Below are 17,608 nucleotides of genomic sequence, written 5' to 3'. Positions count from 1 at the left end.
GCCCCCGGAAGATATCAAAATCTTGCTGGGGGCTTCTATATTTTATCAAAAATGCCTAGAATTTCATCTGATCACATCTCACAAATATCCTTCTCCATGTCATTGCGCAGATGGCCCTGACCGGTGGATTCGAGAACCGCACGCCAGTAGTCGGACTTAATATTCAACTTCTTGCGCTTGATGGTGACCACATCGAGCGGCAGGTGCACGTAGCGGGCCTGCAAGCGACTGACGACCATTCCGGTCTTTCCGGCCATGGCCGCGTGAACAGCGTGCTGACCTAAGAAACCGCAATATACGCAGTCGTTGGCATTGGCCGGTACTGAGCGGATAATGTAACTGGGGTCGATAAACTTGAGAGTGATATCTTTCCCCGTATCCTTAAAATAATCCTTAATGCGGCGGATGATCAGGGTGCAAACATCACAAAGAACCGGGTTGCCGGAAGCGTCTTTTTCCCCGGTATATTCGCATTGCTCCTGCCCTGCTCCCTCTGCGCAGACAATAACCGCGTGCTGGCGTTCATCCAGACGCTTTTCAAGAGAACGGAGCAGTCCGTACTCCCCGTCAAATTCAAAGGGATGCTCAGGCACAAGCACGAAATTCACGTCTTTAAGAGCCAATGTGGCCTGAGCGGCGATAAAACCGGATTCGCGCCCCATAAGCTTGACCAGTCCGATGCCGTTTACCACGCCTACGGATTCCACGTGCGCGGACTGGATCGCCTCGGTAGCCTTGTCTACTGCGGTATCAAAACCAAAAGACTTGGTTACAAAGCTGATGTCATTATCAATGGTCTTGGGGACCCCGATAATGGAAATTCTGATCCGCCGTTTCTCAATTTCTTCCACAATCTTCTGAGCCGCACGCATAGTGCCGTCGCCGCCGATCATGAACAACACTGAAATATTCATACGTTCGAGTGCATCCACAACCTCTTCAGGGTCCTGCGGACCGCGAGATGAACCGAGGATGGTGCCGCCGAACTGATGGATGTTGGCAACCTTATCAGCAGTGAGTTCCACAACATCATGACCATATTTGGGAATAAATCCCTGCAAGCCAAATTTAATACCCAGCACGGAAGGAACTTTGTAGAGATAATGAGCTTCCAGAACGATGGAACGGATAACGTCGTTCAGACCGGGGCAAAGACCGCCGCAGGTTACAACCGCACATTTGGTCTTGGAAGGATCGAAATATGTGAATGCCCGAGGTCCGGCCTTCTCGAATTCCTGATATACGTCGTTGTCAGCAGAAGAATCCATTTCCTCTTCAGCAAGGTTAACAAGAGTCCTTTCTTTATCTTCAATAAAGACACACCGTTTCAGCGGAGAAGGAATTTTGGCCTTACCCAGCACCGGAATTTCAGTATTGATCTGCTGTGTTTTGTCAGCTTTTTTAACCATTTCAAACCTCCTGCGAAACACTTAAGTCCCGCCAGTGTGAATAGCAGTTATCTTACTTCACCTTCGATAAGGGGGACCCAGAGAGCCGGACTGTCTGCCAGAACGGATTCCCGGATCGGCAATTCCATGGGATGAGGGTTAATGCGGGTCACGCTACCTACATTTTCCCACCAAAGATAAAAGCCCTTATCCCCAATATGCCTGCCGTAAAGACGCATTGTCCCTCTCTGGCAGACAAGATCATATAGACGAAATAACTTATCTCCAACCTTGTATACACCTTTACTTGGTGAAATCAATTTCCAATCATCGGCTTCAGATCCGGCAATCTCCTTGCCATCCAAAACACTATAGTAACGGGTTTCACGGTCAAGGTCACGAACCCTGAGCAACTTTTCAGCGGCAGAATAGGAAACAATGAACATGGGCATGCCCAGATGTTCAGTAATCTTCCAGCGGTCCACCCCGGTTGAATAAACAAGTCCCCCGTTACGTTTATAAATCCAGGCCGGTTCCTGCGCCAAGGCCTCTGACTTCTCTACCGTAGCTCTCTTGCGCAAATCCCAATAAACTTCGCTTCCGTTATCACGAGTCAGGCAGACCACGTATCCGGCCATTCTGGCATCCACAAACGGACCGCCGGGAACTTCATCGGAATCCATGCGGGTCTGGGTCTTCATCCCCTGCTTGAAAATTCTACCTGAAGCCTCCACGGCCACCAGAACGCCCTGCCCCGGTGTGTAGCCAAGATAAAGGGGGGTTCCTTCGAGAATTGAAATTTCCTGAAGCGGACCGGAAGCAGGACCGCAGAGCAATGCGTTGAAACTGTCGATAACACCGAGCCATTCCCCGGTTCTGGAAAGGGCCATCATCTTGACCGGACCATGCTCAACCGGAATTTCTCCCGGAATCCTTGAACACTCTTCAAGATTGAAAACATAAAGCTGGTTCCCGTCACGTCCGGTAGCTGCAAGGGTCGGGCTGCCGGGACCGTATCCTGTATGCATGGCACCGCCACCTCCGGGAAGACGAACCTTACGGCATTTATATCTGCTCCAGACACGTACCGTTCCGTCATAAAGAGCTGCGGCCAGACCTTCTTCATTTCCGGCATAGGAGGAGACCCCTCCGGCAATAATCGGCAGTGCCGTTTCCCTTTTCACAGAAATATAAAGCTTATCCTCAAGGCCTGCGAACGGCGGCTCATAGAGCTTTTTTGCGCTTACATATTTTTTATTCAGCAATTGGGAAACATAGCCCTTCAGGGATTTGGCGGTCCCTTTCCGCAACTGGGAAGGCACATCAATATAGGACTGGCCCACCCTTTCCCTGGACGCGGTATTTCCGTGGGCGGGCATGCCGGCTATAACTACCAATAAAGCCATGCCCGCAAGGCCGACTTTGAAATTTTTAGAAATCATCCCTCGTTTTCCTTGATTTTCCTGCTCTGCAAGGTGATGCGCTCAACTATGCTTTTGTAGTATTCATCTTCTTCGTCAATGGCTATTCCCTTTCCACGCGTGTTCTTAATGCGCTCAAAGAGCAGATTAACCTTCTGCATCTGGGTATAGCGTTCCTTTTCATCTTCCATATATTCAAGCAAATCAAGAGCAGAATGAATATCTTTTCTGAGCTGCATCTCGGGCGGCAGGTAGCCGCCATTTTTAAGAGCCTTGTAGGCCATGCGCAATTCAGGCGGGATCATGGAGTCATCATCCAGTTCAAGGGGTTTGCCCTTTCCCGGTAAATCCTTGAACTCCCCCTTGCGCTCAGCTTCTTTAATCCGCGATTCGGCAATGGCCGCAATAAAAAACATTAACGCCCCATATTTCGGGAAAACATCTCCCCTCCCAATCCATCTATCCAGATAACCGTCTTTTTCATGACCTCTTCAACAGCCTGCTGCGCCGCATCAGCAATGGATTCGCCACGCAATGCTTTGACCGGAGCATCCGCTTCAACCATCTTCCGGGCCAACAGATTCTTTCCTCTGCTGTCCCAAAGGGAATAACGCACGGCGACCTTAAAAGCATCCCCTCCATTGCGCTGGAGTTCAAATGCGGTAATCACGCCGGAAAGGACCAGATCCTTATTAATTCCGGGACGGTACGGACTGACTACCTCGTAACTGTTCATGCAGTTCAGGGAAGGAGCAGCAATAAGATCCAAAATCTCTGCCGGTGTGCCTTCCCAGCTCCAACGGTAATCAGGTTTCATGACCTGCCCTTTGGCAATGACCACTGTCTCCCGGTCAAGAGCAGGCAGGCTGGTGAACCGTTTTAAAGCTAAGCGGGGCATATCCGGGTTTACCTTTTCACACCCTCCGGCATAGCCATTGTCGCCCAATCGCAAATATGAGGATTCCACGGATTTACCGCCGATGCATCCAGCTGAAGACAAGACAAAAACCAGAATTGCAATGGGAAAAATTCTATTGATCATTTTCTGCTCCCTGCGGAGGATTTAAAACCTGCCACGGACGTTCGCGCAGTGACCGGGCCAACCGATTCATTTCACGGGATAGACGATTGATATTCACAAGAATGATTTCCAACTCTTCCTGATCATATTCCACATTACGCCGCAGATCGGCGGTCAACCCATCTATGCCGTCCACCGCACGACTGACATCTCCGCTGACACTATTCAGGGTCGTGCTCATATCTCCTTGTACGGCAGCAAGAACAGACTCAACTTTCTGCAAGGTATCGATAAGTTCGTTAGTCAGCACAGTAATATTTTTGGAACCGTTGTTCATAGCCCCGGCACCGGACCGGGCTAGTTTCTTCCACTCATCCCTGAAGGTGACCAGGGTAGCGTTGGTTTCCGCAAGCACCTCTGGAGCCATTTTCAAACTTTTTCCGATGTTGGACATGTTCTCAGGGGAAAAAAGCATCTCGAAGGCATTTACGGCCCTTTCTAGCTGTGGAGTAAGGGAAGCGACGGATCGACCCATTTCAGCAGCCACTTCGTTCATACTCATTTTGACAGTCGAAGGAATTAAGTCCCCATCAGACAATTTTGTCCCGGCATCTCCCCGCAATTCCAGCAGGATGTAATTATCGCCCACCAGCCCTTTCTGGGTAACCATAGCCGTTGTGCCCCGGTAAAGAGGAAAATCGCGATCCACATTGATGACCACGGAAATACGTCCAGGATTTTCTGCATCAACAGTAATGGAATCAACCTTACCCACGCTAAGGCCCGCGTACTTGACCGGACGGCCGGAAGTAAGATCCTTCACATTGCGAAAAAGAATCTTGTACTGCGAGTAGTCAGAAAAGAAATCATGCCCGCCCAGAAAAACAATGAACATCCCGAGCACGGCCAGCCCAGCCAGAGCGGCCAATGCGGCCTTGATCATATCAGCAGCCGAGCTGCGCGGATTGAGTACCATCACATATCTCCCGTAATCAGACCCTGCTTCTAAACTTCACGGCCCGTTCCATGCTGTGGTCAATTTCCGTGGGCCTGCGTTCCAGAAAGTCGATTATATATTCGTTGTCGGACTGTTGCAGCCCTTCCACATCGCCCTGATAAAGGCAGCTTCCCCTATGCAAGACCACCACGTGATCGGCAATGTTGAACAGACTGTCCAGATCATGAGTAACCACCACGGTGGTGACGTGAAATGTTTCCTTGAGCTTGAGGATCAACTGATCAAGATCTGCGGCAGTGATGGGGTCCAGCCCTGATGACGGTTCATCGCAAAGCAGGGTTGTGGGGTCCATGACCATGGCCCTTGCCAGCCCCGCTCTTTTGCGCATGCCCCCGGAAAGCTGGTTGGGGAAATAGTGCATAAAATCACCCAGCCCGACCATCCGCAGTTTCATCTGCACCACTTCCTCAATAATGGAATCGGGCAACTCAGTATGTTCCTGCATGGGCAAAGCCACATTTTCACCAAGGGTTAGCGAACCGAGCATGGCCCCATCCTGAAAAAGAACGCCCATGCGGGTGCGGATCTGCTTATATTCTTCTCCACTGTCCAAGGAGGTCAAATTGGTCTCGCCCAAAAAGATCTCCCCGGAAACAGGGGTGTTCAACCCGAGAATGTGACGCAGCAAAGTTGATTTCCCACACCCGGAGCCACCAAGAATAACACTGATCTTTCCGGCAGGCAGCACAGCATTCAGGTCCTCCATAAGCACCTTGCCCGGATAACCGAGACTGAGCTTCTTGAGCGTAATATCTTGTGCAACTCTTGATAACTTCATGATCTTTTACCGGAAAAGAAAGTTGAGTGCCGTAAAAAACAGGTCCAGCAATATTATCACAAAGATAGAGATAACAACAGAATTGGTTGTCTTGCGACCCACATCAGCAGCTCCTTCACGGGCGAGAAAACCCTGCCAGCAACCGATTATGGTGATCGCCACGGCAAAGCCCCCGGCCTTGACCAGACCGGCCAGCACATCGTGAAGTTTTAAAAACTCTACTGAATTATTGAAATAGGTGACTTTATTGATGCCCAGAGCAATGGCGGAAAAGGCCCCGCCGGAAAAGATGCCCACAAAATCGGCCCAGACTGTCAAACAGGGAACCATGATCAACATGGCAATCATTTTGGGAAGGACAAGAAAACGGACCGGCTCAATACCCATGACTTCAAGAGCGTCGATTTCCTCGGAAATCTGCATGGTTGCAATTTCCGCAGTAAAGGCCGCTCCGGAACGCCCGGTAACGATGATGGCGGTGAGCAATGGACCAAGCTCACGAATGATGGTCACGCCCACAAGGTTGGCCACATAACTGATGGCCCCTACCTTTTCTAATTGCTGGGCGGATTGTAAGGCGAGAATAATGCCTGTACAGGCGGAAATAACACTGACGATGGGAATGGAATCCGCCCCTACCGAGGCAAGATCACGGAGTAATCTTTTGCGATAAAAGGATTTCTTCTTTGCGGGCTTCAGACGCAGGCAACCGAGGAGTCTGGAAACCATCCAAGCGAGAACCTGCAATCCATTCATCCCGAACAACTCCCTTTTCAGCGCAGCCCGAAAGATCTGATCAGGTTAAACCGAACAACGATTTGACCTGCGTAAGATTTAAAAGTCTATCCACCTGATCCGTGACAGCTACAATCTTCACTGTACGGCTATCTTTGACCAGCATTCTGCGCAGCTCGATCAATGAAGCCAACCCGGAGCTGTCCAGATATTCAAGTTCAGATAGATCCACCCGAACTTCCCCGGAAGTCTCCTTTACGAAATGATGCATTTTATCCCTGAGTTCAGGAGTCCCGGTAAAATCAACTTCACCGCTGATCTTGATCAGGACCTCTTCCACCGAGGATTCCATTTTCCAGCCTGCACCCATTATATCTCCTTACTGCTCCGCTTGAACAGCCTGTTCTTAAGCCCTGTATATTTCGACCACAGTGGTATCGTCATTGGGAGGGGTCTCTCCTCTCCAATCTGCTACAGCCTTGAGGAGTTTTTCCCCGGCCAATGGAGCTCCGCCCTGCCTGAGAGTTTCTTCCATCCGCTCTTCACCGAAGAATTCTCCATCCCCGGCGCGGGCCTCATCCACTCCATCTGTGACAATTATCAGCGACTGCCCCTTTCCAAGCGTAAACTCGCTGGTCCCGAAATCGCCCTCATCAAGAATTCCCACAGGCAATCCGAAAGGTCTTTCCAGAGGTTCAGCTTTACCTTCATCAATCAGCAGAGGGGAAGGATGCCCGGCAACAGCATATTCACACTTTCCGGTCTCCGGTGTATAACGCATCAGAACCATCGTGGCGAAGACTTCACCGTTCATAAATTCATACGCACCTACATTGACCGCCTTAAGCATTTCGCCGGGAGTCCTTTCGGCCAGTGCTTCAGCCCTGATTCGAGTCCACAAAGCGGACATGATCAATGCTGCGGGAAGTCCCTTTCCAGAAACATCAGCCACATAAATATACCAGCTTCCGTCAGAATTGGGTATAAAATCGTACAAATCTCCACCAACAAACTGGGCCGGGACAGAACTGCCCCAGATCAGATTATCACCTTCCAGCTCAGGTTGCCGGGGATTAAACTGTCTCTGAATTCGTGAAGCTGCTTCCAACTGGGTTTCGAACTTTTGCTGATTTAACCGCTGCAACATAAGTTCAGAACGGATCAAAGCCACCCCGGCCAGATGACCAAAACTTTCAAGCAGCTCCTCATCTTCCTTGCCGAAACATTCCTTTTCAGCTGAATTCAATACCTGAACAACACCCAGCAACTTATCCTGATGAACAATGGGGGTGCAGAGAATGCATCTGGTCGTAAACCCTGTCTTCTTGTCAGCTTCCTTGGAAAAGCGATCATCATTTTGGGCATCAAGCACATTCAGGGCTTCCCGATGTTCAGCCACCCAACCGGCAACCCCCTTACCCATAGGCAGTTCAAAGCCGGTCTTCAAATCCTTCATAGCTTCATCACCGAGAACATCGTTCATGGCCCATGCAAAATTAAGAACGTTTTTATCTTCGTTGTACAGCATAATTGAGGAAGCTTCGGCACCGGTCACATCTTGCGCCAGCCTTAACAGCTGAGGCAATAAATCCACCAGAGACTCAATGCTGGCCAAGACCTGATTGGCCTGAATCAACTTCTTTAACCTGTTAGCCTGTGTGTTCAAAACTCCCCCTCGGATCATTCACTATACAACATATACCCAGACAAGACTGAGTACACTATTTTAATTTTTTTTGAAATTATTCAACTCTTATTCATTCCAGACATTAATTTCCGGCTTGGGCCAGTTACGCACTGCTTCGGCCAGCTCATCTACAGATGCCGTGGCCGCGCCTACCTGACTCACAACGATTCCGGCAGCGTAATTCGCCAGCACAGCAGAAGTAAGCGGGTCAAGTCCCGCCGCAAGACCAAGACCAAGGGTTGCGATAACAGTATCTCCGGCGCCGGTCACATCAAAGACCTTACGGGCGAATGTGGGTACATGCTTGACCACATCCCGTGATTCAAACAGGGCCATACCGTCCCCGCCAAGGGTGATCAAAAGATGAGTGGGGTCGATACGGTCAAAAAGCCTGCGCCCGGCCTCAAGCACATCTTCCCGGGTCTTGACCTGCATATTGGCACCCTCTCCCGCTTCTTTGGAGTTGGGAGTGAGCATGCTTACTGATTTGTAACGGTCATAGTTCACAGTCTTGGGATCGACCAGTATATGCGGCTTATGCTGCTTTTCTTCAAGAAGATTCCAGAACCGCTCAAAAAAGGAATCAGAGAGAAGGCCCTTTCCATAATCGGACAGGATGACCACTTTATAATCGCAGATCTCACGTTCCAGAAAAACAAACAATTTATCCATTATAGAATCAGCAAAGTCCTCGGTCTTTTCGCGATCCACCCTGACCATCTGCTGATTATGAGCCATGACCCGAGTTTTCTTGGTGGTCGGACGATCATCAGCTTCGTACAGAGAACATGGAATCCCGGAATCTGAACAAAGCCGCTCAAAGACCTCTCCCTCACCATCATGCCCGACAAATCCGGTCAAATGAGGTTCACCGCCAAGAGCTGAAATGTTTCGGGCAACGTTCCCGGCCCCGCCGAGCAGGTATTTTTCTTCAGTAACCTGAACCACAGGCACCGGGGCTTCCGGGGAAATGCGTTCCACAGATCCGATCACATAATGATCAAGCATCACATCACCGATGATGAGCACCTTGCGGTCCTTCAACTCCGGGAGGACGCTTAAAATTTTATTATCCATTCCTTTCTTTTCCTTTAAGAACGAAGTTCAAGGATAGCCACCAGACGCTCGAGTTCTTCCTCGTTGGCGTAACTGATAGTCATTTTACCTTTATCATGAGAGCCGTTGAAAGATATTTTGGTTTCAAGTGCGGACTCAAGACGATCTTTGATACGCTCAAGGTTTTCATCAACCTTTTTCGGCTCTTTTTTCTTGGCTCTTGTAGACTTGGACTTGGCAACGACCTCACCTTCAGGCAGTTCTCCATGCTCTTTAAAAAAAGTCGCCGCGCCTTCACACTGACGAACAGACATTCCGCTGTTCATGAGCCTACTGAAGAGTTCCTCACGCGCATCATCGTCTGCGACAGCCATAAGTGCACGACCATGGCCTGCGGAGATTTTTCCATTGCCAATGGCATCCTGCACCGGCTCGGCCAGAGTCAGCAGACGCATGGAGTTGGAAAGCGCGGAACGACTTTTCCCCACCTGGCCGGATAATTGATCCTGACTGAGACCGAACTTTGTGATTAGCTCCTGATAACCCTTGGCTTCTTCAATGGGGTTTAGGTCTTCGCGCTGCAAGTTCTCGATCAAGGCAATGGCCATGCTTTCAAGGTCGGTCATCTCTTTGACCAAAGCAGGAATTTCCCCAAGCCCAGCCAGCTTGGATGCCCGTAGACGCCGCTCACCCGCAACCAGCTCAAAACGATCTTTGCGCCCGGGAATGGGGCGGACAAGAATAGGTTGTAGCACCCCTTTTGCGCGAATGGACTCGGAAAGATCCTTCAAAGCATCAGGAGAAAACTCCTTACGAGGCTGATTCGGATTGGCAACAATCATATCTATATCTATCTGCCGGGCATCTATTGAAACCTCGGAAGATGATTTTTCGTCCACACCTTTGCCGCCACCTAGAAGAGCATCTAGTCCTCTTCCTAAACCGCCAGTGACACCTGCCATGGATTTCTCCTTATGTTTACGGACCTGTAAAAACGGGCCGGATAATATTTCCTTTGACTTGATCAAAACCGTGATTATTGTATCCCGAACTCATCATATAACTGACGTCGGAGGCTACATGTCTAAACACGATGATAATCTTACAGAGCTTTTTGATAAAAACGGAAACCTGATCGGTGCCCTGCTCACTGCTGATCTCTGGGCCAAAGTAAAACCCTTGATCAAGGATCTGCTTCCCAAGGAAGCTCCGCCGGAACGTCCAGAACCCATCGGCGAATGGGAAACTTTGAAAGAGTACTGGGACTTTCCCTACCCAGTAGATACTGATGTTCACTGTGAGCTTTGCGGAAACAAGACTGAGGATTGGGAAAAAGATGATCCTCGAAAGTTCAGACTCATGTCCTGCAACCTCGGCGGACTGGTTTCATTTAAATGTTCCCAGTGCCAAGCACGCATTGTTAAAAAACATTTCAAAGATGAAATTACTGTTGAATGTACACCCTATATTGATAAAAAAGATACCAACTACGAAGCTCGTTACTAAGTACAACAACACTGATTTTGCACATTCCAAGGCCGACAGAGATGTCGGCCTTTTTTATTTCCCTTCCTGCTCTGCTTCGTGCCTTTTAACAACTTCCTGAGCCAGACTTAGATAAGCCATGGCACCGTTTGATTTCGCATCATATGAAATTGCAGGTTTACCGAAACTTGGAGCCTCCGAAAGACGCACATTTCGCGGAACTATTGTCTCAAAAAGACTGTCCGGAAAAGCTTTACGTACTTCATTTTTTACCTGACGGGCAAGTCTGTTACGCTTGTCGTACATGGTTAGAACCACACCAAGAACAGAAAGATCCGGGTTCAATCTTTTTTTGACCAATTCAAAAGTCATCAAAAGCTGAGCAACACCCTCAAGGGCATAATACTCAGTCTGAAGCGGAACCAACAACTCTTTTGCCGCGCACAGGGCGTTTACAGTCAGCATACCAAGCGAAGGAGGACAATCGAAAATGATATAATCATATTCATCGTCCACGGTCTCAACGAGATCCTTCAAGTAGTATTCACGACCCATCTTATCGATCAACTCAATCTCCGCCCCGACCAAGTCCTGACTTGCGGGCATGAGTGAAAGATAAGGAATGTCTGTTTGATATATCGCTTCCTTTGCTCTTTCCGGCTGAAAAAGCACAGAGTAAATATTTTCTCTGGAATCACCGGGATAAAAACCAAGTCCACTTGAACCGTTACCCTGCGGATCGCAGTCAACGAGAAGAACCTTCTTTTCCATCACAGCTAGGGAAGCTGAAAGATTGATGGAAGTAGTTGTTTTACCTACCCCACCTTTCTGATTAGCTACAACAATTCTCTTTGCCACTTGAAACCACCTTATCCATGAGATTTCAATTTTTCATGTTTCACGTGAAACATATAAATCAAGTTAACACAAAAACAACATCGCCAAACTAGTCTGAAAATAACTTTAAATCAAGAAAAGCAACGGAGAAAATGAGTAGTTAAAACAAAAATATCAGCAGATAATCACCATTAAAAAACCATTAAAAGAATAATTTCAAGACATTAAAAAAAATCACATATTAATGATCATCACATAAAAAAAGGCCGCTAAAAGCGGCCTCATAGAAAACAATATGAATAGAAGATTAAACTTTATAGTAGCCTCTGTACCACTCAACAAACTTGGCGATACCCTCTTCGACAGTTGTTTCAGGCTTAAAATCAACATCACGAACAAGATCATCAACATTTGCATAAGTAGAAGGAACATCGCCAGCCTGCAAAGGCATCATGTTCTTCTCAGCCTTCTTGCCGATGCACTCTTCAAGAACTTCGATGTAGCGCATCAATTTTGTGGGCTGGTTGTTACCGATGTTGTAGATACGAAAAGGCGCGGGACTTGTTCCCGGATCAGGAGCATCGCCGGACCAATCAGGATTAGGTGTGGCGGTGTTCTTCATGACCCTGACCACACCTTCAACGATGTCATCAATGTAGGTAAAGTCACGCAGCATCTTTCCGTGGTTGAACACGTTGATGGGCTTATCTTCAAAGATAGCCTTAGTAAAGAGGAACAGAGCCATATCAGGTCTGCCCCAAGGTCCGTATACGGTGAAGAAACGAAGACCAGTAGTGGGGATGTTGAAAAGGTGGCTGTAAGAATGAGCCATGAGCTCGTTGGATTTCTTAGTAGCCGCATACATGCTGATGGGATGGTCCACGTTGTCATGAATGCTAAAAGGCATGTTAGTGTTCAGACCGTAAACAGAGCTGGAAGAAGCATATACAAGGTGCTCAACTCCGTTATGGCGGCAACCCTCAAGAATATTCATGTAACCTACAACATTGGAATCGATGTAGGCTTGAGGATTTTCCAAGGAATAACGAACACCAGCCTGCGCTGCGAGGTTGACCACATGGGTAAACTTCTCTTCTGCAAAAAGTTTTGCCATGGCTTCACGGTCAGCCATATCCATGTAGGCAAAAGTGAACTTCTCGTGATCCTCAATCTGCTTGAGGCGGTTCTTCTTAACATTTACATCGTAGTAATCATTAAGAATATCAAGGCCGACAACTTCATGGCCTTCAGCAAGAAGACGTTTGGAAAGGTGAAAGCCGATAAATCCGGCTGCTCCTGTAACAAGGACTTTCATTATTAATCGCTCTCTTGGTCTTTTTTATCCATTGCCTCCCCCCTGCCGGTAAACGGCGCCAACATCTTTAATAAATCAAGAGGAAGAGGAATTATGGTGGAAGATTTTCCTTCAGCAGACATCTCTCTCAAGGTCTGCAAATATCTCAATTGTAAAGCTTCAGGATGAGCTGAAATAATCTCAGCGGCTGCGGACAGCTTATCAGCGGCCTGAAACTCACCCTGAGCATTGATAACCTTGGCCCGACGCTCACGCTCTGCCTCGGCCTGCTTGGCCATGGCTCTCTGCATTTCCTGCGGAAGGTCAATATACTTAAGCTCAACAGTACTTACTTTTATTCCCCACGGATCAGTATGGGTATCAAGAATTTCCTGAATTTCACCGTTAACTTTTTCACGCTTGGAAAGTATTTCGTCAAGTTCAACGCCTCCACATACGCTACGCAAGGTGGTTTGTGCAAGCTGAGAAGTGGCGAACATAAAATCCTCAACCTCTAAAATTGCCTTGATCGGGTCAGTCACACGGAAATACACAACAGCATTAACCTTGATACTAACATTATCCTTAGTGATAACATCCTGATTAGGCACATCCAAAGTCATGATCCTTAAAGAAACTCGAACCATACGATCAACCACAGGGATCAGGATTATCAGCCCGGGACCTTTGGCATTTATCACCCTGCCTAATCTGAAAATCACTCCACGCTCATACTCGTTCAAGACTTTCAAGGCTGTGATCAGAAAAAAAACAGCAAATAAAACTGCGGGGATCAAATAAGTCATGTTTACCTCCCAAATAATTACGCTGATCAGCTTTTCTTTACGACTATCAGGGTCAGACCACGGGCCTGAACAACCTCAATCACTGTACCGGGATCAAAAACTGTTCCGTCCTCAACCACGGCGTTCCAGATTTCTCCACGAACGCGAACCTTCATACGCCCGTTTTTAACTTCAAGGACTTCCCCTTTTAATCCGAGCATGCTCTCCATGCCCACACCGGATTTTGAAAGCTGAGCCTTGGTCACCAAGTAAATAATTATTCCGACAAAAAACGAAAAAGTAAGCACAGTCCCAAGAATAGTTCCAAGCGGTATACCGGGTGTTCCTTCCCTGAAGAGAACAAGGGAACCCACAAAAAGACTGAGCACTGCCCCAAGACTGAGCAGTCCATAACTAATGATAAAAACTTCGAGGAGAAACAGGACAGCCCCAAGCAAAAGCAAAAGCAACCCTGCGGCATTAGTGGGTAGGATAGACATAGCATAAAGACCGGTAACAAGACAGAATGCACCTATAACACCGGGTAAAATCGATCCGGGATGAGAAAGCTCGAAAAAAACACCCAGTATTCCGCCCAAAAGAAGAAAGTAGGCCACCTGCGGATCAAGTAACCATGAAAGAACAGCGTACCTGAAGCCGGGAACAAATTTAATTACGCTAATCTCTTTCTTTGCAAACTTAACTTTCTGTCCGCCTAAAAGCACTCCTCTCGCACCAAGCTGCTCTAGAAAATCGTCAACTGATAAGGCCATAAAATTCACAATATTCAGGGTCACGGCATCCTGCGCATCAACGCTGACACCTTCTTGAACAGACTTGACGTACCAATCAATATTGCGCCCCCGCTTACGGGCAATGCCTTTGATCAGACTAACCATATCCCCGGTAACTTTCTTGCTTATGGTTTCGGGAAGTTCTTCTCCTGAAGATGAAACAGGACTGGCCGCACCGATGGAAGTTCCGGGAGCCATGGCTGCCACCTGTGCAGCGGCAGTAATAAATGTTCCAGCGGACGCAGCATGTGCTCCTTCCGGCCCAACCCAGACGCAAACCGGAATTTTGCTGTTCATGATGATCTTGACCATCTCACGCATGGAAGTACCTAAACCGCCCGGGGTATCAAGCCGCAGCAACAAAAGATCATGATCGTCATCACCTGCTTGCTCAAGAGCATCTTCAAGAAGATGAACCTGAGCGGGGCTTATACCACCCTGCAATTCAAGTAACATTACGCTGACATTCTCAGCCAATACAGAACGAGCGACAGCGGCGGTAATAAACATTGAAATAACGATCAAACAAAAAATATAACTTGAACGCTTCTTCAGACTATGCATGGCAACTCCAACTGAAAAGACTATTTATAATTCATAATGCCAAATTGTGGGAGATAAAGAAACAGTGGAAAAAGAAAACCCCGCCTTATTAAGACGGGGTCGATAATTTCAAAAAAGAAATGATTCTTAAAAAAGAGGTAATCGCAAAAGCGAAATACAAAGCAACTGCTGCTCATCAGGTGGCAGATTCTTGAGGAAGTCCGGGTCCTGAAGCATGAGCATCTGCACTCCGTTAGTATGGACAGATGCAGAACTTGGGGGGGCATCAGGAGCGACAATTGAACGGGTCTGGTCCCCAAAGCAAGCTACAAACTTAACCCCGTAGGACTCTACCCCTTTCCAAAAGATATCACTCTTGTTTTCAAAGTCATTGCCGTTCCAAGCAGTACAAGGCCAGAACGAAATAGCTCCCTTGGGCAGCCCCATATAACCGATCAGAGATTGGAAAAGCTTGCGCCGCGCAGTATCGGCCTGACCAGACAAATCCTGACCAAGCTGGGCATAAGTCCAGAAAATCTGCACACGCGGACTAATGCGTCCTGCCAGAGTCGACCATGGAGCGGGCCAAGACTGAGGATCAGGAAAATTTACCTTAGGCTGAACTGAAGGCTTACGTTTCTCAGGCATGCGCGAAGGCTTTGCCGGAGGGGTGCGATCAAAGGAAGGTCGCTGTGTTTGCTGGGGAGCATGCTGAGCCGGAACGGACTGTTGCCGAGGAGCAGGTTGCTGGACCGGAGGCTGTTGCTGAGTCATCTGCTGCGGCCTGCGCGGAGCCTGCTGCCGAGGGGGTGCGGACACAGCGGAACGCTGCCGCGCCGGTTTTTCGAGTTCCTCGATACCGGGCAGTGCATCCTTGAAAACATATTGCAGGCCGTTTTGATACCACGGCCTGACGCTTTCAAGTACATTTAATTCTGCGGAAGGAGATCCCATATACGCCACGCTATTTCGCTTTTGGGGAGGTCAGGCCATTCTTCGGACCGCCCTGTTCTGTCCAAAACATAAACAGAATTGGTGGAAGACTCAAATCCCGCTCCGGGTTTGTTGATGGGGTTGGCAACAATCAGATCCAGATTCTTGCGCTCAAGCTTGCCCTTGGCTGCTTCCTGAATGTTGGAAGTCTCGGCGGCAAAACCGATCAACTGCTGGTCATCCTTTTTCATGGTGCCGACGGTCTTAAGAATATCCGGGTTGGTATCAAAATCAACCCGAAGAGCATCATTGCCAGCTTTCTTAAATTTGCCCTCACCATGGGGAATAGGCTTGAAGTCAGCCACAGCAGCAGTGAAACATCCGGTGGTGCAACTGGGCCAGACCTCAGTGGCAGCATCGAACATCTGCTGCGCAGAATCAACCTTGATCACATCGATATCTTCAGGAAACCACCAGTTCACCGGACCGGAAACAATAGTGACCTTAGCACCGCGAAGCCATGCTGCCATGGCAATACAGGCTCCCATCAATCCTGACGAAGGATTAGACCAAAAACGGACCGCATCCCATTTCTCACGGGTAGGCCCCAGAGTAATCAGCACATGCTTACCGCTCATATCCTTTGGGGCAACCGCACGTAAGCCGTGGGCATAAATGGATTCAAGGGAAGCAAGACGCCCACGTCCATGATCACCGCAGGCAACATCGCCGCAATCAGGACCGATGAATTCAACTCCCCTTTCAGCCAACACACGGCAATTATCCTGAGTGGCAAGCGCATCCCACATGGCCGGGTTCATGGCCGGGGCCACAAGCTTAGGACCATTGAAAGCCAAGGCCTGACAGGAAAGCATATCGTCGGCTAAACCGTGGGTCATGCGGGCCAGCACTGAAGCTGTTGCCGGAGCAATAAGCATGGCATCGGCAGCCTGACCGGGTTCAAGGTGACCGAAAGTATCATCCAAAGTCGGGTACATCTTCTCCCAGACCTTGAAAGCACCAAGGGCCTCATAACTGAGGCCCTTGATAAATTCCTGCGCACCGGAAGTGAGCGTAACACTGACTTCGATCCCGGCCTTACGAAACATACGCAGTAAGTCCAGAGACTTATATGCTGCGATGGAACCGCTGACGCCGAGATGGATGCGTTTTCCTAAAAAGCAGTCAAAATTAAGATGTTCATTCATTATTGTATAGTCTGTTCCTGAACTCCACCGGAAATAGGTGCAGCGTCGGACTTCATTTCAACGGCGTAGATTTCGACCTCAGTGTTGTAAGATCCGTCAAAAATCCTCACTGTGCAGCTCTTGTAAGGCTTGGTAAAAGAAAGAGTTGAAACAGTTGAAGTGATGGATCTTTCCTTGGTCCAGTTATCTTTTGCCATCTGGTTTACAAAGAAATCAACGAGGGACTGGTTTTCAACACGTCCCTTGAGAACGATTTTTCCATACTTAAAAGACTGATCTTCTGCAACATAGGACTGATCAGGAACCCTGCTCAGCTCGTTGGGAACTGCAATATCATCAAATTCAGTGTAAGGAACAAATTCCTCATAACTTTCAGTAGCCCCGGAAGTTGCAATTACGGGTTCATCAGAAGTCTTGTTGGTTCCGGCCAGACAACCGGTGAGTCCCACAAAGATCATGGAAATGAGAAGCATTTTAATAAAAGTACGCATAGTTAATCCTCCGATTTTAATGTCGACGCATATTGAAATTCAGACCAGCTGGGCTGGACATAATTTATAACTCTAAACAGACACAGCCCCAGTCAATAATAATTAGCGCCCCATCTTCTAGACTTTTTCTACAG

19 protein-coding genes are annotated in these 17,608 nt (G+C 48.3%); 1 reads left to right on the top strand and 18 read right to left on the bottom strand.

The genetic code is table 11. The features are described from left to right. Positions 1-71: 71 nt before the first annotated feature. From D0S45_12845 to D0S45_12795, 11 genes are all read right to left on the bottom strand, one after another. On the bottom strand, positions 72-1,409 hold the full coding sequence (locus D0S45_12845; protein TIH14694.1) for an ATP-dependent 6-phosphofructokinase: 1,338 nt from the start codon (positions 1,407-1,409) through the stop codon (positions 72-74). Positions 1,410-1,456: 47 nt separating this feature from the next. Further along, positions 1,457-2,830: a WD40 repeat domain-containing protein gene (locus tag D0S45_12840; protein ID TIH14693.1), complete on the bottom strand. Its 1,374-nt coding sequence runs from the start codon at positions 2,828-2,830 to the stop codon at positions 1,457-1,459. Further along, the gene (locus D0S45_12835; protein TIH14692.1) at positions 2,827-3,225 is read right to left on the bottom strand and encodes a DUF1992 domain-containing protein; all 399 of its coding nucleotides are present in this window, start codon (positions 3,223-3,225) and stop codon (positions 2,827-2,829) included. The genes D0S45_12840 and D0S45_12835 overlap by 4 nt, the downstream gene beginning before the upstream one ends. Further along, positions 3,225-3,851 carry a hypothetical protein gene (locus D0S45_12830; protein ID TIH14691.1) on the bottom strand — a complete coding sequence of 209 codons (627 nt, stop codon included), beginning with the start codon at positions 3,849-3,851 and terminating at the stop codon, positions 3,225-3,227. The genes D0S45_12835 and D0S45_12830 overlap by 1 nt, the downstream gene beginning before the upstream one ends. Next, on the bottom strand, positions 3,841-4,806 hold the full coding sequence (locus D0S45_12825) for an MCE family protein (protein ID TIH14690.1): 966 nt from the start codon (positions 4,804-4,806) through the stop codon (positions 3,841-3,843). Before D0S45_12825 ends, D0S45_12830 begins: the two co-directional genes overlap by 11 nt. Positions 4,807-4,822: 16 nt before the next feature. Beyond that, the gene (locus D0S45_12820; GenBank protein TIH14689.1) at positions 4,823-5,626 is read right to left on the bottom strand and encodes an ATP-binding cassette domain-containing protein; all 804 of its coding nucleotides are present in this window, start codon (positions 5,624-5,626) and stop codon (positions 4,823-4,825) included. Positions 5,627-5,632: 6 nt separating this feature from the next. Beyond that, a complete protein-coding gene (locus D0S45_12815; protein TIH14688.1) occupies positions 5,633-6,382 on the bottom strand; it encodes an ABC transporter permease in 750 nt (249 codons plus the stop codon). Between the two features lie 40 nt (positions 6,383-6,422). After that, a complete protein-coding gene (locus tag D0S45_12810; protein TIH14687.1) occupies positions 6,423-6,731 on the bottom strand; it encodes an anti-sigma factor antagonist in 309 nt (102 codons plus the stop codon). Positions 6,732-6,767: 36 nt separating this feature from the next. Next, positions 6,768-8,027 carry a GAF domain-containing protein gene (locus tag D0S45_12805; protein TIH14686.1) on the bottom strand — a complete coding sequence of 420 codons (1,260 nt, stop codon included), beginning with the start codon at positions 8,025-8,027 and terminating at the stop codon, positions 6,768-6,770. Positions 8,028-8,114: 87 nt separating this feature from the next. Beyond that, the gene (gene rfaE1, locus D0S45_12800; GenBank protein ID TIH14685.1) at positions 8,115-9,125 is read right to left on the bottom strand and encodes a D-glycero-beta-D-manno-heptose-7-phosphate kinase; all 1,011 of its coding nucleotides are present in this window, start codon (positions 9,123-9,125) and stop codon (positions 8,115-8,117) included. A gap of 14 nt (positions 9,126-9,139) precedes the next feature. After that, complete coding sequence (locus D0S45_12795; GenBank protein ID TIH14684.1) at positions 9,140-10,066, bottom strand: ParB/RepB/Spo0J family partition protein; 927 nt, start codon at positions 10,064-10,066, stop codon at positions 9,140-9,142. Between the two features lie 118 nt (positions 10,067-10,184). Here D0S45_12795 and D0S45_12790 point away from each other — a divergent pair, with 118 nt between their 5' ends. Then, complete coding sequence (locus D0S45_12790) at positions 10,185-10,610, top strand: hypothetical protein (protein TIH14683.1); 426 nt, start codon at positions 10,185-10,187, stop codon at positions 10,608-10,610. Positions 10,611-10,664: 54 nt separating this feature from the next. Here D0S45_12790 and D0S45_12785 read toward each other — a convergent pair whose 3' ends face one another. The 7 genes from D0S45_12785 to D0S45_12755 form a co-directional block, all read right to left on the bottom strand. Beyond that, the gene (locus tag D0S45_12785) at positions 10,665-11,447 is read right to left on the bottom strand and encodes a ParA family protein (GenBank protein ID TIH14682.1); all 783 of its coding nucleotides are present in this window, start codon (positions 11,445-11,447) and stop codon (positions 10,665-10,667) included. A gap of 286 nt (positions 11,448-11,733) precedes the next feature. Further along, a complete protein-coding gene (locus tag D0S45_12780; protein TIH14681.1) occupies positions 11,734-12,741 on the bottom strand; it encodes an NAD-dependent epimerase in 1,008 nt (335 codons plus the stop codon). Positions 12,742-12,743: 2 nt separating this feature from the next. Beyond that, the gene (locus D0S45_12775) at positions 12,744-13,526 is read right to left on the bottom strand and encodes a slipin family protein (protein ID TIH14680.1); all 783 of its coding nucleotides are present in this window, start codon (positions 13,524-13,526) and stop codon (positions 12,744-12,746) included. Between the two features lie 26 nt (positions 13,527-13,552). Beyond that, positions 13,553-14,863, bottom strand: coding sequence for a nodulation protein NfeD (locus D0S45_12770; GenBank protein ID TIH14679.1), 1,311 nt, complete (start codon positions 14,861-14,863; stop codon positions 13,553-13,555). Between the two features lie 126 nt (positions 14,864-14,989). Continuing rightward, positions 14,990-15,796 (bottom strand): hypothetical protein, encoded by an 807-nt coding sequence (locus D0S45_12765; protein TIH14678.1) that lies wholly within the window; start codon positions 15,794-15,796, stop codon positions 14,990-14,992. Further along, positions 15,772-16,983, bottom strand: coding sequence for a bifunctional phosphopantothenoylcysteine decarboxylase/phosphopantothenate--cysteine ligase CoaBC (gene coaBC, locus D0S45_12760; protein ID TIH14677.1), 1,212 nt, complete (start codon positions 16,981-16,983; stop codon positions 15,772-15,774). The genes D0S45_12765 and coaBC overlap by 25 nt, the downstream gene beginning before the upstream one ends. After that, on the bottom strand, positions 16,983-17,474 hold the full coding sequence (locus D0S45_12755; protein ID TIH14676.1) for a hypothetical protein: 492 nt from the start codon (positions 17,472-17,474) through the stop codon (positions 16,983-16,985). Before D0S45_12755 ends, coaBC begins: the two co-directional genes overlap by 1 nt. Between the last annotated feature and the right edge of the window lie 134 nt (positions 17,475-17,608).

This window comes from Marinifilum sp. JC120, assembly GCA_004923195.1.
Taxonomy (GTDB): Bacteria; Desulfobacterota; Desulfovibrionia; order Desulfovibrionales; family Desulfovibrionaceae; genus Maridesulfovibrio.
Note: the sequence above shows the minus strand (reverse complement) of the source record. Positions and strands in the feature narration are given on the sequence as shown.